The 14683-nt window shown below is 69.0% G+C and carries 12 protein-coding genes; 10 read left to right on the top strand and 2 right to left on the bottom strand.

The window, feature by feature from the left end; translation table 11 throughout:
* Positions 1-234: 234 nt before the first annotated feature.
* From ACIQAC_RS39670 to ACIQAC_RS39660, 3 genes are all read left to right on the top strand, one after another.
* Complete coding sequence (locus ACIQAC_RS39670; protein WP_402200428.1) at positions 235-1455, top strand: saccharopine dehydrogenase family protein; 1221 nt, start codon at positions 235-237, stop codon at positions 1453-1455.
* Positions 1456-1661: 206 nt separating this feature from the next.
* On the top strand, positions 1662-3173 hold the full coding sequence (locus ACIQAC_RS39665) for an APC family permease (protein ID WP_402200427.1): 1512 nt from the start codon (positions 1662-1664) through the stop codon (positions 3171-3173).
* 1 nt (position 3174) lies between these two features.
* Entirely contained in the window at positions 3175-3591 is a 417-nt protein-coding gene (locus ACIQAC_RS39660) for a universal stress protein (RefSeq protein ID WP_402200425.1), read from the top strand.
* Positions 3592-3662: 71 nt separating this feature from the next.
* On the opposite strand, the gene ACIQAC_RS39655 is transcribed toward ACIQAC_RS39660, so the two are convergent.
* Positions 3663-3986 carry an L-rhamnose mutarotase gene (locus ACIQAC_RS39655; protein WP_402200424.1) on the bottom strand — a complete coding sequence of 108 codons (324 nt, stop codon included), beginning with the start codon at positions 3984-3986 and terminating at the stop codon, positions 3663-3665.
* A gap of 252 nt (positions 3987-4238) precedes the next feature.
* Between ACIQAC_RS39655 and ACIQAC_RS39650 the strand changes: the two genes are divergently transcribed.
* From ACIQAC_RS39650 to ACIQAC_RS39625, 6 genes are all read left to right on the top strand, one after another.
* On the top strand, positions 4239-5069 hold the full coding sequence (locus ACIQAC_RS39650) for a FadR/GntR family transcriptional regulator (RefSeq protein ID WP_402200422.1): 831 nt from the start codon (positions 4239-4241) through the stop codon (positions 5067-5069).
* 270 nt (positions 5070-5339) lie between these two features.
* Positions 5340-8630, top strand: coding sequence for a discoidin domain-containing protein (locus ACIQAC_RS39645; protein WP_402200421.1), 3291 nt, complete (start codon positions 5340-5342; stop codon positions 8628-8630).
* An 81-nt stretch (positions 8631-8711) separates the two neighbouring features.
* Positions 8712-9809 (top strand): enolase C-terminal domain-like protein, encoded by a 1098-nt coding sequence (locus tag ACIQAC_RS39640; protein WP_402200420.1) that lies wholly within the window; start codon positions 8712-8714, stop codon positions 9807-9809.
* Positions 9810-9929: 120 nt separating this feature from the next.
* Positions 9930-11318, top strand: coding sequence for an ABC transporter substrate-binding protein (locus ACIQAC_RS39635; protein ID WP_402200418.1), 1389 nt, complete (start codon positions 9930-9932; stop codon positions 11316-11318).
* The gene (locus ACIQAC_RS39630; protein ID WP_402200416.1) at positions 11315-12247 is read left to right on the top strand and encodes a carbohydrate ABC transporter permease; all 933 of its coding nucleotides are present in this window, start codon (positions 11315-11317) and stop codon (positions 12245-12247) included. The genes ACIQAC_RS39635 and ACIQAC_RS39630 overlap by 4 nt, the downstream gene beginning before the upstream one ends.
* Entirely contained in the window at positions 12244-13158 is a 915-nt protein-coding gene (locus ACIQAC_RS39625) for a carbohydrate ABC transporter permease (RefSeq protein WP_402200415.1), read from the top strand. Before ACIQAC_RS39630 ends, ACIQAC_RS39625 begins: the two co-directional genes overlap by 4 nt.
* A 57-nt stretch (positions 13159-13215) precedes the next feature.
* Here the strand turns inward: ACIQAC_RS39625 and ACIQAC_RS39620 are convergent, their stop codons facing one another.
* Positions 13216-13659 carry a winged helix-turn-helix transcriptional regulator gene (locus ACIQAC_RS39620; protein WP_402200413.1) on the bottom strand — a complete coding sequence of 148 codons (444 nt, stop codon included), beginning with the start codon at positions 13657-13659 and terminating at the stop codon, positions 13216-13218.
* A 72-nt stretch (positions 13660-13731) separates the two neighbouring features.
* Here ACIQAC_RS39620 and ACIQAC_RS39615 point away from each other — a divergent pair, with 72 nt between their 5' ends.
* Positions 13732-14595, top strand: coding sequence for an NAD(P)H-binding protein (locus ACIQAC_RS39615; RefSeq protein WP_402200411.1), 864 nt, complete (start codon positions 13732-13734; stop codon positions 14593-14595).
* The last annotated feature ends 88 nt before the right edge of the window (positions 14596-14683 follow it).

Here is a 14683-nt window from a genome sequence, read left to right as displayed (position 1 = left end):
GCCGGGCTGTCCCTGTGTACCTCTCAGGGAGGAGGCAACGGGCGCGCGTCGTACCCGAGTTGTAGGTTGAAGGCCGCTTTCGGCCAGGGCCTCGGACGGGGGCCGCCGGGGACGTCCCGGGTGCCGGATCGGCGACCAAGCGCCATCATCGGGGGACACGGACACGGACACGGACACGCGGCTGACGGGCAACGGACTTTCAGCGGACGTTCGACGGAGCAGGAGGGCCGCGGCATGCGCATCCTCATGGTCGGAGCAGGTGGCGTCGGCACGGCGATCACGAGGATCGCGGCCCGCCGCTCGTTCTTCGAGCACATGGTCGTCGCCGACTATGACCGGACGAGGGCGGAGTCGGCCGTCGCCGCGCTCGGTCCCGGCGAACGCAGATTCACCGCCGTACGGCTCGACGCCTCGGACCGGTCCGGAGTACGGGCGGCCCTCGCCGAACACCGCTGTGACGTCCTCCTCAACGCCACCGATCCGCGCTTTGTGCTGCCCCTGTTCGAGGCCGCCCTCGCCGAGCGCGCCCACTATCTCGACATGGCGATGTCCCTGTCCCGGCCGCATTCCACCCGCCCGTACGAGGAGTGCGGAGTGAAGCTGGGGGACGCCCAGTTCGAGCGGGCGGCGCAGTGGGCGGAGGCGGACCGGCTCGCCCTGGTGGGCATGGGTGTGGAACCGGGCCTCTCGGACGTCTTCGCCCGCCACGCCGCCGACACCCTCTTCGACGAGATCGAGGAGATCGGCGTCCGCGACGGAGCGAACCTCGTGGTCGACGGATACGACTTCGCCCCCTCCTTCAGTATCTGGACGACCATTGAGGAGTGTCTGAATCCGCCCGTCGTCTACGAGGAGGGGCGGGGCTGGTTCACCACCGAACCCTTCAGCGAGCCCGAGGTCTTCGACTTCCCGGAGGGCATCGGCCCGGTGGAGTGCGTCAACGTCGAGCACGAGGAGGTGCTGCTGGTCCCACGCTGGCTGAAGGCCCGGCGGGTCACCTTCAAGTACGGCCTCGGCGACGAGTTCATCGGCGTCCTGCGGACCCTGCACAAGCTGGGCCTCGACCGTACGGACCCGGTGACCGTGCCCGGCGCAGAGGGCGGAGTCGCGGTGTCGCCGCGGGACGTCGTCGCCGCCTGTCTGCCCGACCCGGCGAGCCTCGGCGACCGTATGCACGGCAAAACGTGCGCGGGCACGTGGGTGAAGGGGACCAAGGACGGCCGGCCCCGGGAGGTGTACCTCTACCAGGTGGTCGACAACCAGTGGTCTATGCGGGAGTACGGCTCCCAGGCGGTGGTGTGGCAGACCGCGGTCAACCCCGTGGCCGCCCTCGAACTCGTCGCGTCCGGCGCCTGGCGGGGCCGGGGCGTCCTGGGCCCCGAGGCGCTGCCGCCCCAGCCCTTCCTCGACCTGCTCGTCGACTACCAGGCGCCATGGGGCATGCGCGAGCAGTGACAGTGGTGTGGGCGAGCAGTGACAGCCGTACGGCGTGCGGTGGCAGCGGTACGGCGTGCGGTGACAGCCGTACGGGCGTGCGGTGACCGGACCCGTCGGAATCCCGCCGTCGCAGGGCGTGCATGTCAGGCCAGGGCTCCCTACGATGAAAGGCACACGCCTCTCGGTGCTGCCCGGTCCTCCGGGCCCGACCGGAGCGAGGAAACATGGCCGTCGAGAACGCCGGGAACACCGCGCCCACCGACAGACCCACGGGACTCAAGGCCAACGCGATCGGGTTCGTGGACGCCCTCGTCATCGGCCTCAACTCCACGTCTCCCGCGTACTCCCTCGCGGCCGTCATCGGCCCGGTAGTCGCCCTCGTCGGGATCTACGCGCCCGGCGTGATGTTCGCGTCGTTCGTGCCCATGCTGCTGATCGCGTCGGCGTTCTACTACCTCAACAAGGTCGACCAGGACTGCGGGACGACCTTCTCGTGGGTCACCCGCGCGATGGGCCCCTGGGCCGGCTGGCTCGGCGGCTGGGCCATCGCCATGACCGGAGTCCTGGTCGTCGGCTCGCTCGCCGACGTGGGAGTGACCTTCGTCCTGCTCGCCGTCGGCCTCGACGGCTGGGTCGACAACACCTTCGTACGCCAACTGCTCACCGTGCTGCTGATCCTGGTGATGACAGCCGTGTGTGTCATCGGCACCGAGCTGTCGGCCAAGGTGCAGAACGTCCTCATCCTGGCGCAGGTCGCCTGTCTGCTGATCTTCGTGGGCGTGGCGCTGTACAGCGCCTACGCCGGCACCAGCAAGTACGACTCCGTCGATCCGGCCCTCAGCTGGCTGAACCCGTTCGGCGCCGGCGGGGCTGCGCTGACGAGCGGGTTGCTCCTGGGTGTCTTCATCTACTGGGGCTGGGAGTCGGCGGTCAACCTCACCGAAGAGGTCAAGGACTCGGCGACCGCCCCCGGGAAGGCGGGCCTCTGGTCGACGGTCATCCTGCTGGTGACCTATGTGTCCGTGGGCTTCGCCGTCGTGGCCTACGCCGGACCGGCGTTCCTCGCGGACAACGCGGGGGAGGAGGAGTTCGTCTTCGCGCAGCTCGCCGGCGACGTACTGGGCGGCTGGGACTGGGTGCTGCTGCTGGCCGTCTCCACCTCCGCCATCGCCTCCACCCAGACCACGATCATCCCGGCGTCACGCACGGCACTGTCGATGGCCCGCCGGCAGGCGCTGCCCGCGCACTACGGCCACATCAGCCCGCGCTTCCGCACCCCCGACGTGAGTACGTGGTGGGTCGCCGGCATCGCCATCGCCTGGTACCTCGTGGTCAACCAGATCAGCACCAACGCCCTCTTCGACTCACTCACCGCACTCTCCCTGCTGATCGCCTTCTACTACGCACTGACGGGCGTCGCCTGCGCGGTCTACTACCGGCGCCATCTCCTGGAGAGCGTCCACAACTTCCTGCTGATCGGCCTCGGTCCGCTGGTCGGCGCGGGACTGCTGGCATGGCTGCTGGTCAGGTCGGTCACCGACATGTCCGATCCGGCGAACTCCTACAGCGGCGACTCCTGGTTCGGCCTCGGACCCCCGCTCGTGATCGGCATCGGTATCGCCGCCACCGGAGTGGTCGTCATGATCGTGCGGCGGCTGTGGGCGCCCGCGTACTGGCGGGAGCGGCCCGGGGTGGCCGACCCGGCCATGGTCCACGGCCGGAGCGAGGAGTCCTGAGATGTCAGTCGTGCTGGGATACGACGAATCCCCGGGCGCCGCCCGCGCGTTGCGCATCGCGATCGAGGTGGCCACCGCGTTCGACGAGCGGCTTGTGCTGGTCTACGGGGCGTCGGCGCCGGGGCAGTTGGGCGAGGAGTACCGGCCCCACTACGACGCGATCCGCGAGGCCGGCCGCAGCGGGCTCGAACACGCGGTGGCGGAGGCGGGCCGCGCGGGTGTGCCGGCCGTCGTCGAGGTGCTCGACGAGAAGCCGGCCCAGGCCCTGATCGACGCCGCGACCCGTCACGAGGCTCGGGTCATCGTGGTGGGCAGCTGGGGCGAGAGTCCGATGCGGGGCGCGATCCTTGGGTCGACACCGCACAAGCTGCTGCACATGTCGAACGTGCCCGTTCTCTGCGTCCCACCCGGGGCCTGACACCATCTGCCGCGCGTTGGAGCGGAGTTCGCCGTCGTGGCCGCCCGTAGCCCGGGTCCGGCGTCGAGCGATCAGTCCAGATGGAAGACCTCTTCCGCGTCCGCCCACCACTCGCCCTCGGCCACGCTGTCCAGCGGCTGCTGACAGGGGTCGGTGAGTGCCCACCACTGCTGCGTCACCGGATCGGCGGCGATCGCTGCGGTGTCGGCGGCGTAGTCGTCTCCCAGGTACTCGAGGTAGCTGAACAGCAGCCCGTCCCGCAGGAAGATCGAGTAGTTGGCGATCCTCGCCCGCTTGAGCGCCGCCAGTACGGCCGGCCACGCCTCGGCGTGCAACTCCCGGTACTCGGCCTCCTTCTCGGGGCGCAGCCTGATCACGGCGGCATAGCGTTTCACGTCATTCACCCTTCCCTCCGCGATGGATCTGCTTCATCGAAGGATCTGCTTCATCCGACGCCCAGGAGAGTAAGGATGTCATTCATCCCGCGCAAGAGTCGGGGTGATATGTCCTTATAGAGCGGCCGATGGGCGCTTTGGGGGCGGTGAAAATCAGTCTGCTCCAACATCTTTCCTTCCCGTAACGCGGATGTCATAGTGACGCCCATCGATGAATCGGATTAATCCGATGCGGCAAGAGAGGGGCACACCGTGGCCGAATCGTCACGCGTCTCCGACGAGGGAGACGACGAGGCGTCACGTCCTTACCGGCCGGGGTACGAACTGGTGGCCGAGCAGCTGCTGGACCACATCGCCGAGCGGGGACTCCGTCCCGGCGACAGGCTTCCGACCGAGCAGGGCCTCGCCGAGATCCTGGGCGCGACCCGCAATGTCACGCGCGAGGCCGTGAAGGTCCTGGCCGCGATCGGCCGGCTCAGCGTGCGGCGCGGCGCGGGCATCTTCGTCGCGGAGGGCGGCGGCGGTCTGGTCGACGACCAGTTGCTCCAGTTCCGGCCGACGAGCATGGAAGACGTACTGATGCTCCTCGACTACCGGTCGGTGATCGAGGCGGAGACGGCCCGTCGTGCCGCCACTCTCGCCACACCCATCGAGGTCCGGACCATCCGGGAGAGCGCGAAGGTGTCGCTGGAAGCGGCACTGCGGTACGACGGCCATGCCTTCGCGCGCGCCGACGAGGCGTTCCACGACGCGGTGGGCGCGGCCTCGCACAACGTGTTCCTGCGTTCGAGTGTCGCGGGTGTACGGCGCCTCGCGTCCCAGTCCGACGTGCTGCTCTTCCACGGGGACGCACCCGGATCGCTGGAGGTCGCCGCCCGCCAGCATCTCGCCATCGCCGAGGCGGTCTCCGCGGGGGAGGCCGAGCTGGCGGGGCGGTTGATGGTGGAACACATCGCCACCACGCAGAGCCAGTTCGAACGCAAGATCCGTGACCGGCTGTTCAACCTCGGCGACCGCCCCGCTCCCGGGGCGCCGGCCGGCGGTGGCGAGGCGGAGTCCCCGCCGCACAGCTCGGCCTCCTAGAAACGGCCCCGCGCTCACCGCCCGGCGCTCACCGCCCCACGTGGGCGTGACGCCTTCCGACGGGGGCGTGGACGCCCCCTTACAGCGACACGTCGCTCCCAGACAGCGGCACGTCGCTCCCGGACGGCGATACGTCGCGTCCCCACGGCGACATGTCGCTCCCTGACCGCGACATGTCGTTGCCCGACGGTGGCACGACGCCGCCCGACAGTCCGGGGCGCCGGTGGACGACCGGCGCCCCGGGCCACCATCCCAGGCGATTGGATACCCATGTCTCTTCCGTCTGCTCGCAGGGGCAGAGCCGTACCCCTGCGGAGAACCCTGATAGCCGCCGTGTCCGTGGCCGTTGTGTCGGCGCCACTGACCGCGGTGACGGCCCAGGCCGCGCCCACCGACTCCGACCTTGTTGTCTACGTCTCCCCGACCGGCAGGGACAGCGGGCGCGGAACCTCCGCTCACCCCTTCAAGACCCTTGAGTACGCACGGGACTTCGTGCGCGACGCCAAGTCCAAGGTCCGCGGTGACATCCATGTCCGGCTCAAGTCGGGCACGTACCGCATCAGCAGTACTTTCACGCTGACCGCGCAGGACTCGGGCCGTGACGGTCAGCGGATCGTGTACGAGGCCGCGCCCGGCGCGAACCCGGTGATCAGCGGTGGCAAGCAGGTCACCGGGTGGACGAAGGCCGACGCCGACGGGAAGGTCTACAAGGCCAGGCTCAGCGGCATCGACACCCGCCAGCTGTATGTGAACGGCGACCTGAAGACCCGCGCCCGCAGTGGCAAGAACCCCTCCGGCTTCGCGAAGAACGCCACCGGCTACACCTTCACCGACTCCAGCCTCAACGCGTACAAGCGCCCCGCGGATCTGGAAGTGGTCAGCAGCTGGGGCTGGAAGCTGATGCGCTGCCCCGTCGAGTCCATCGCGGCCGGGCAGATGACCATGCAGCAGCCGTGCTGGCGCAACGCGCACCTCCAGAGCGGCCAGGAGATCCAGAACCCGACGTGGCTGGAGAACGCCCGCGAGCTGCTGGACAGTCCGGGGGAGTGGTACCTGGACAAGGGCGCGGGCGAGATCTACTACATGCCCGAGTCCGGCCAGAGCATGGCGACCGCGGACGTGACCGTCCCCGTAGTCCAGGACCTGGTCGACCTGAACGGCACCCGCACGAAGCCCGTCAAGAACATCTCCTTCGAGGGCCTCACCTTCTCCCACTCCACCTGGCTCGCGCCCAGTTCACCCGACGGGCACATCGAGGGCCAGGCCGGTTTCCGGATGGTCGGCAAGGACAACCCCGACTTCGACTCCACCCGGCTGAACTGGAAGAAGACCCCGGGCGCGGTCAATGTCAGCCACGGGCGCAACGTCGACTTCGAGGGCAACACCTTCACCCACCTCGGCGCGGTCGGTCTCAACCTGAACACCGGCACCCAGGGCACCGACATCACCGGCAACGTCTTCCGCCAGATCGCCGCGACCGGTATCCAGATCGGCGGTGTGGAGTGGGGTGACGCGCACCCCGACGATCCGCGGGACATCACCAAGGACACCCGGGTCTCCAACAACGTCGTCACCAAGGTCGCCGACCAGTACAACGGCTCCCTCGGCATCCTGGCCGGTTACACCGACTCCACGGTGATCACCCACAACAAGGTCCACGACCTGCCCTACAGCGGTATCTCCGTCGGCTGGGGCTGGGGTCTGACCGACCAGGGCGGCAACTCCGCCTACCCGAACAACGCCGGTATCCCGGTGTCCGACAAGCCGACCATCAGCCGTGACAACGTGGTCAGTGACAACGAGATCAGCGACATCATGAAGTCGCAGGCCGACGGCGGCGGCGTCTACACCCTCAGCAACAACCCGGGTGGCACCGTCTCCGGCAACTACATCCACGGAGTACCGGAACACGCCTATGGCGCCGTCTACCACGACGAGGGCAGCCGGCACTGGACGAACACCGGCAACGCCTTCTGCGACGTCGCCTTCCAGTGGCTGCTGATGAACCACGCCGAGGAGAACAAGGCGCAGGGCAACTTCACCACCAACCCCGGCTTCAGCGTCCAGTACCTCAGCAAGAACAACACGGTCACGGACAACGTCACCGTCGGCGCCTGCGACCAGTTGCCCGCCTCCATCGTGAACAACGCGGGCCTTCAGAAGCCCTACCGTCACCTCGACCCCGGCACCCCGGTCACCGACCGCCAGGCGCCCACCGTCCCCGGCACCCCGACCGCGGTCACCGACTTCCCGACCGTCGCCGACCTCAGCTGGCCCGCGTCCACGGACAACAAGGCGGTCACCGGCTACTCGGTGTTCCAGGACGGCAAGCTCGTCAACGCCTCCAGCGGGACGTCCGTACGCATCCCCGGCCTGACCGCCGGGCGGACCTACTCCTTCAAGGTCAGCGCGCGTGACGCGGCCGGCAACGAGTCGGGAGCGAGCCGCACTCTGCGCCTCACCATGCCCGACGGCACGGACCTCGCGCTGAACAAGCCGGTCACCGCGTCCTCCGACTCGGAGGGCAACGTCCCCGCCAAGGTGGCGGACGGCGACCTGTCGACCCGCTGGGCCCAGGGCCTGGGTCTGCCCGACCCGTCCTGGATCCAGGTCGACCTCGGCGCCTCGTACGACATCGACGGCACCATCACCACCTTCGAGAAGCGCAGCGGATACAAGTACCGCATCGAGGTCTCCCCGGACGAGGTCCACTGGACGACACTCGCGGACCGCACCGCCGCCGACACCACGGCCCAGACCGACTACGTGCACACCCCGGACCCCGTGACGGGCCGCTTCGTCCGGCTCACCGTGACCGGCTCCAGCGGCAACGGCGGCAGCATCTACGACTTCCAGGTCTACGGCACCCCCGCCGCCCCCGCCACGGACCACACCGCCCCGAGCAGCCCCGGCAAGGCCACGGTCGAGCCGCTGCTGCCCACCGTCGTGGACCTGAGCTGGCCCGCGGCGACCGACGACACCGGCGTCACCAGCTACGTCGTCCAGCAGGACGGCAAGCGCATCGCCGTCACCGGTGACACCACACTGCGCGTCTCCGGACTGACCGCGGACACCGAGTACTCGTTCACCGTGGTGGCCCGCGACGCGGCCCTGAACGCCTCGGAACCCAGCACGGCGGCCGTCGTCACCACCCCGGGCGACAAGAGCCTGGCGCTGAACAAGCCGGCCACCGCGTCCTCCGACTCGGAGGGCAACGTACCCGCCAAGGCGTTCGACGGTGACCTGTCGACCCGCTGGGCGCAGGGACTCGGTCTGCCCGACCCGTCCTGGATCCAGGTCGACCTCGGCAAGGACACCGGCGTCACCGGTGTGGTCACCACCTTCGAGAAGTCCAGCGGCTACCGCTACCGGCTGGAGTACTCGACCGACGGCCAGACCTGGTCGACGTTCGAGGACCACACGGACGCCAACACCACCGCCCAGACGAACTACTCACTTGCCGACGAGTCCGTCACCGCCCGCTACCTGCGACTCACCGTCACCGGGTCCAGCTGGAACGGCGGCAGCATCTACGAGATCGGCGTCTACGGCGGCTTCTGAGCCCCCCCGCACGGCCGGCGCCGGCGGCCTCAGCACCCGCCGGCGCCCGCCGGTTCCGCCCACACAGAGACGAAAGCCAGGATGAAGATCACCCATGTCGAAGTACACCGGATCGACGTTCCGGCGGCCAGCCCGCCCTTCCGGTGGCGGGAGGGCCTGAGCGGCAGCGCCCCGGCCGGTGACGGCGCCGTACTGCACATCGGCACCGACGACGGCGTGGAAGGTGTGGCCCTGTTCGCCCGCCCGGGAGCGTTCGCCACCCTCCACGACCTGGTGGAGCGAGTCTTCAGGGACGAACTGCTCGGCGCGGACCCCTTCCAGCGGGAGTGGCTGTGGCACCGGGTGTGGGAGCTCGACCGGATCCACGAACTCCCGCTCCCCGCACTGGGTCTCATCGACATCGCGCTGTGGGACCTGGCGGGCCGCTACCACGGCGAACCGGTCTGGCGGCTGCTCGGCGGCTTCCGCGAGGCGATCCCCGCCTACGCCTCCACGTCGACGTTCTCCTCCACCGAGGAGTTCCTCGACGTCGCCGACCAGTGCCTGGCCCTCGGCTACCACGGCATCAAACTGCACGCCTGGGGCGACGCGAGACGTGACGCTGCCCTCTGCCTGGCGCTGCGCGACCACGTCGGTCCGGACGTCCCGCTCATGTACGACGGGTCGGCGGGCTTCGACCTGCCCGACGCGATCCGGCTGGGCAGGGCACTCTCCGAGGCCGACTACCTCTGGTACGAGGAGCCGATGCGCGAGTTCAGCATCTCCGCGTACCAGAAGCTCGCCGAAGCGGTGGACATCCCCCTGCTGGTGGGCGAGACCTCCGACGGGGCCCACATGAACTCCGCGGACTTCATCCGGGCCGGCGCCGCGACCTTCGGGGTACGTGCCGGCACCACCCTGCGGGGCGGCATCACCGGAGCCATGCGCACCGCACACCTGGCCGACGCCTACCGGCTGCGGGCCGAGATCCACGGCTCGGACATCCCCAACCACCACCTGTGCATGGCCATCTCCAACACCACCTACTACGAGTCCCTGGTGACCGCCACGCACGTGGTGCGCGAACGTCACGTGGACGACCAGGGTCTGGTCCACGCCCCCACCGGACCGGGCATCGCGCTTCCCCTCGACTTCGGCTACGGCGACGCGCTGCTGCCGTTCGTCGAACAACCGCGCTGACCGCACGGTGGCCGTCTCCGTCGACGGCCACCGCCGCCGCCCCCACCCGGCGCACCACCCGAGCCGCGCGGAATCCCACCTCGCGGGCACAGAGCAAGGCATGAACAGAAAGGCAAGACGATGAGGTCTTCCGGATCTCCGAGAGTTTCCCGCCGCCGCGCGGTCGTGCGCACCACGGCCGCCGCTCTCTCCCTGGCCACCGCGGCCGCACTGGCCGGGTGCGCCAGCGCGGACACCACCCCGCAGTCCGCCTCCTCGAGTGCGCCCGCCTTCAAGCCGGCCGAGCAGAAGAGCGGCTCCGAGATCACGGTGTGGGCGGACTCGACCCGGCTGCCGTCCGTGGAGGCCTACCAGAAGGCGCACCCGGACGCGAAGCTGAAGATCGTCACGTACGACGGCGGCGCCGACGGCTCCACGTATCTCCAGTCGAAGGTGCAGCTGTTCGACCGGACCGGCAGCGGCTGGCCCGACGTCGTCTTCGGCTCACCCACCGACGTCACCTGGGCGTCCCGGGCCACCAAGCCCGGCGCGCAGCCCTTCGCCGCCCCCCTGGACGCCGACCTGGTCCCGCAGAGCACCCTCGACGGGTTCGCCAAGGGCTCCCTGACACCGTGCCAGTTCGACGGTCACACCTACTGCCTGCGCAACGACATCGCCCAGGTCGTCCTCTGGTACAACAAGCCCCTCATGGACAAGTGGGGCTACACGGTCCCCAAGACCTGGGAGGAGTACGAGGCCCTCGGCAAGCAGGTCGCCAAGGACCACCCCGGCTACCTCGTCGGCTCGGTCGGTGACACCAACTCCCACGAGTCCTACTTCTGGTCCGGCCAGTGCCCGGCCTTCGACCTGGCGAAGCCCGACACCCTGCGCACCGACCTCCAGGACCCCAACTGCACCCGCACCGCGAAGCTCCTTGACGGCCTGATCGACGCCAAGGCCGTCACCACCAAGGGCTTCTTCAGCCAGGGCTTCGCCAAGGAGAGCGGCAACAAGGTCCTCATGGCGTACGGGCCGTCCTGGTACGGCCAGTACCTGTTCAAGACCGCCTTCAAGACCCCGGCCAAGCAGATCGCCGCGGCGCCCCCGCTGACATGGCAGGGCGACTCGACGGTCGCCACCGGCAATGTGGGCGGCGGTGTGTGGATGGTGTCCTCGCACAGCGCCAACCTCAAGGCCTCCACCGACCTGGTCACCTGGCTCACCACGTCCGACGCCAACCAGGCGACCGCGCCCACGTACCCCGCGTACACCAAGGCGGCAGAGGCGTGGCTGGCCAACCCGGCCAACAGTGACTACTTCGCCAACGACGTGAGCGGACCGTTCCAGCAGGCGGCCCAGGCGGTGTGGACGGGCTGGTCCAACACCCGCTTCTCCGACGCCACCGCCTGGTCCAGCGTCGTCCTGCCCGCCCTGACCGCCGGCAAGAGCCTCACCGCGACCCTGCCCGCCTGGCAGAACGAGATCGCCAACGAGGCAAAGGCCCAGGGATACAAGGTGGTCACCCAGTGACGCTGCTGGAGACCGAGCGTGCGACTGTCTCCGCCCCGCGCCGCGGCACCCCGCCGCGGCGCGGGCGCCGCAGCACGGCCGGCTATCTCTTCGTCGCCGGATACGCGGTACTGCTCGTCGCGTTCGGGGTCTTCCCGACCGGCTACTCGTTCTACCTGGCGTTCACCAACGACCAGGGCCAGTTCACGGGCCTCAACCAGTTCGTGAAGGTCGTCCAGGACTACCGCTTCGTACCGGCCTTCACGCACATGCTGGTCTATCTCGCCCTGTGGCTGGTCACCCTGGTGGTTCTGGTCGTCCTGGTCGCCGTGGTGCTGCGCGGCCGGGTCCGGCCGGGTACGTCGGCGCTGTTCCGGTTCCTGTACTACATCCCCGGCGCGCTGGCCGGTGTGGCGAGCGTCCTGGTGTGGCTGTTCATGCTGGATCCGGACGTCAGCCCGGTGTCCTGGCTGCTGGAGAGCATGGGCCTGCACACCTTCGCCGCCGTGCTCTCACCCGGCAACCTGCCCCTCATCCTGATGCTGATCGCGTTCTGGACGGGCGCGGGCGGCTGGATGGTCGTGATGTACGGCGCCCTGAACAACATCCCCGACGAGGTGCTGGAAGCCGCCCGGATGGACGGCGCCGGCCCCTGGCGGACCGCCTGGCACATCCAGATCCCCATGATCCGGCAGTGGATCGTCTACATGACCATCATGGCCTTCGCGACCGGCACCCAGCTGTTCGTCGAACCACAGCTGCTCCAGACCGCCAGCCTCGGCCGGGTCAGCCCCACCTGGTCACCCAACCAGCTGGCCTACGTCTACGCCTTCCAGCAGGGCGACTTCAACGGCGCCGCCGCGATCGCCGTAGTCCTCCTGATCGTGGGGCTCATCGCGGCCGGCCTCCTGGTCGCCCGCTCCAACCTGTTCACGTTGGATGAGAAATGACGCAATCCATCGCCTCCTCGACATTCCAAGGCCGCCGTGCCCGCCCCTCCAGACTCCTCTCCTTCCTGGTCATAGGAGTCCTGCTCGCCCTGCTGCTGGTGTTCTTCGTCCTGCCGGTGGTGTGGCTGCTGCTCGCGCCCTCCAAGACCGCGGGCGAAGTGGTCCGGGACAACCCGCTGTCCTTCGGCTCCTTCGGCCAGATCGGCACGGCCTGGCGGCACCTGTTCGCCTTCCAGGACGGCGTGATGGTCACCTGGCTGCGCAACTCCGCCGTCTACTCCGGCGGTTCGCTCGTCCTGACCCTGCTGGTCAGTGTGCCGGCCGGCTACGCGCTCGCCCTGACGAAGTTCAAGGGCCGCAAGACACTGCTGGTGATCACCCTCGTCACCATGATCATGCCGCAGGCCACGCTGGTGCTGCCCGTCTTCCTGGAGCTGAACCGCTTCCACCTGATCGGGACCGTCTGGTCCGTGATCCTGCCCTTCTCGTTCTACCCGTTCGGCGTGTACCTCGTGTACATCTACTTCGGCAGCAGCCTGCCCCGTGACCTGCTGTCGGCCGCGCGGATCGACGGCTGCAACGAGTGGCAGCTCTTCACCCGAATCGCGCTGCCGCTCGCCAAGCCGGTGATCGGACTGGTCGCCTTCTTCAGCTTCGTCGGCAACTGGAACAACTTCTTCCTGCCCTATCTCGTACTGCCGAACAGCGAGCAGTTCCCGGTCCAGGTCGGCCTCAACCAACTCCTCACGTCCACCCCGTCGTTCAACCCCGTGGCCGGCGCCGGCCTCAACATCACCATCCCGGAACTGGCACTCGCGATCATCGTCGCCATCCTGCCCGTGCTGGTGCTCTTCCTGTTCTCCCAACGCACGTTGGTGTCGGGCATGCTGGCCGGAGCGACGAAGGAATGAGCACGTCCCGCGCCGCGGTCGGGCCGCGTCGGGCTGCGTCGGGCCGCGTCGGGCCGGTCAGGACGCGGCGTCGTAACGGGCCCGCGCCGTCTCCAGCTCGCCTTCGTGGACCACGGCCCACTGCCCGAGCGTGACCAGCAGGTCCCGCAGGGAGCGGCCGAGGTCGGTCAGGGCGTACTCGGTACGTGGCGGAGTGCTCGGGTGAACGGTCCGGCTGATCAGCCCGTCGCGTTCCAGCGAGCGCAGCGTACGGACCAGCATGCGGCGGCTGAGGCCCTGGACCGACCGGTCGAGCTCGTTGAAGCCGTGGGTGCGCCGGGCCAGCAGTGACAGCAGTACCGGGCTCCACTTGTCACCGATGCGCCGCAGCAAGGCCGTTGCCGGACACGCCTCGTGGTCGTCGACCGTCACCGGCACCGTGACGTCAACGGCTTCGTCCACGGAGGCCGGGTGGCGGGGTGACTGGAGGCCCGGCTGGTGGGGCGGCTGGAGGGGTGACATCAATGTGCCTTCTTTCGGGACCTGTAGGCCATCACTGATCCTCAGGCTACGCACACAGCAGAGGAGCCTTTTGTGATCGCAGTAAGCGGAGCCTCGGGGAATCTGGGCCGCCTGACCATCCGTCACCTTGTCCAACGCGCCGACGCCGCCGACGTCCTGGCACTGACCCGCACCCCGGCCGCCGTCGCCGACCTGGGTGTGCGGACCCGGCACGCCGACTTCGACGAACCGGACGCGCTGGTCCGCTCCCTCGACGGCGTCGACCGGCTGCTCGTCATCAGCATTGGCACCGACGACCGGCTGCCCAAGCACACCCGTGCGATCGAGGCCGCCGCGAAGGCGGGTGTGGGCCATGTCGTCTTCACCTCCATTACGCGCGCCGGGGATCCGGGCCATCCCAACCCGCTGGTCCCCGACTACGGGACCACCGAACGCCTGCTGGCGGACTCGGGACTGCCCTTCACCGTGCTGCGCTTCAACGTGTGGGCCGAGATGCTGACCCTGGTCGGAGTGGCCCCCCGAGCCGTGGCCACCGGAGTCCTGCCCAGCAACAGCCGGGACGGACGCATCGGTCACCTCACCCGTGACGACAGTGCCGCGGTGGCCGCCGCCGTCCTGGCCGAGGGCGGCAGCCGGGGAGAGATCCTCGAAGTCACCGGCCCCACGGCGGTCACCGACGAGGACATCGCCGACGCGCTGACCGAGGCCACCGGTCGTCGCGTCCGGCACGAGGAGGTCTCCGACGCCGAACACCCCCGGCGGCTCCTGGAACAGGGAGTCCCCGAACACTTCGCGCACGCCTGGACCGCGGCCGGCGTCGCCAAACGCGACGGCTGGTACGACATCACGACTCACACGGTCCAACGGCTCACGGGCCGGCCGGCCACGTCGATCGCCGACTACTTCACGGCACACCGTGAAGCGCTGGTCGACTGACCTCCGGACTACGTCACTTACTGGGGGACGGCCGCGGATTCTCCACCTGTGAGAGCCAGGCGGTGAGAAGTCCTTCGAGCGCGGTAGG

The organism is Streptomyces sp. NPDC088387, from assembly GCF_044753385.1.
In the GTDB taxonomy this organism is placed as follows: Bacteria; Actinomycetota; Actinomycetes; order Streptomycetales; family Streptomycetaceae; genus Streptomyces.
This window is presented reverse-complemented; position numbering and strand designations above follow the sequence as displayed.

Coding starts and splice junctions, on each gene's coding strand:
- ACIQAC_RS39670 (WP_402200428.1), top strand. CDS start 235: ATGCGCATCCTCATGGTCGGAGCAGGTGGCGTCGGCACGGCGATCACG.
- ACIQAC_RS39665 (WP_402200427.1), top strand. CDS start 1,662: ATGGCCGTCGAGAACGCCGGGAACACCGCGCCCACCGACAGACCCACG.
- ACIQAC_RS39660 (WP_402200425.1), top strand. CDS start 3,175: ATGTCAGTCGTGCTGGGATACGACGAATCCCCGGGCGCCGCCCGCGCG.
- ACIQAC_RS39645 (WP_402200421.1), top strand. CDS start 5,340: ATGTCTCTTCCGTCTGCTCGCAGGGGCAGAGCCGTACCCCTGCGGAGA.
- ACIQAC_RS39640 (WP_402200420.1), top strand. CDS start 8,712: ATGAAGATCACCCATGTCGAAGTACACCGGATCGACGTTCCGGCGGCC.
- ACIQAC_RS39635 (WP_402200418.1), top strand. CDS start 9,930: ATGAGGTCTTCCGGATCTCCGAGAGTTTCCCGCCGCCGCGCGGTCGTG.
- ACIQAC_RS39625 (WP_402200415.1), top strand. CDS start 12,244: ATGACGCAATCCATCGCCTCCTCGACATTCCAAGGCCGCCGTGCCCGC.
- ACIQAC_RS39620 (WP_402200413.1), bottom strand. CDS start 13,659: ATGTCACCCCTCCAGCCGCCCCACCAGCCGGGCCTCCAGTCACCCCGC.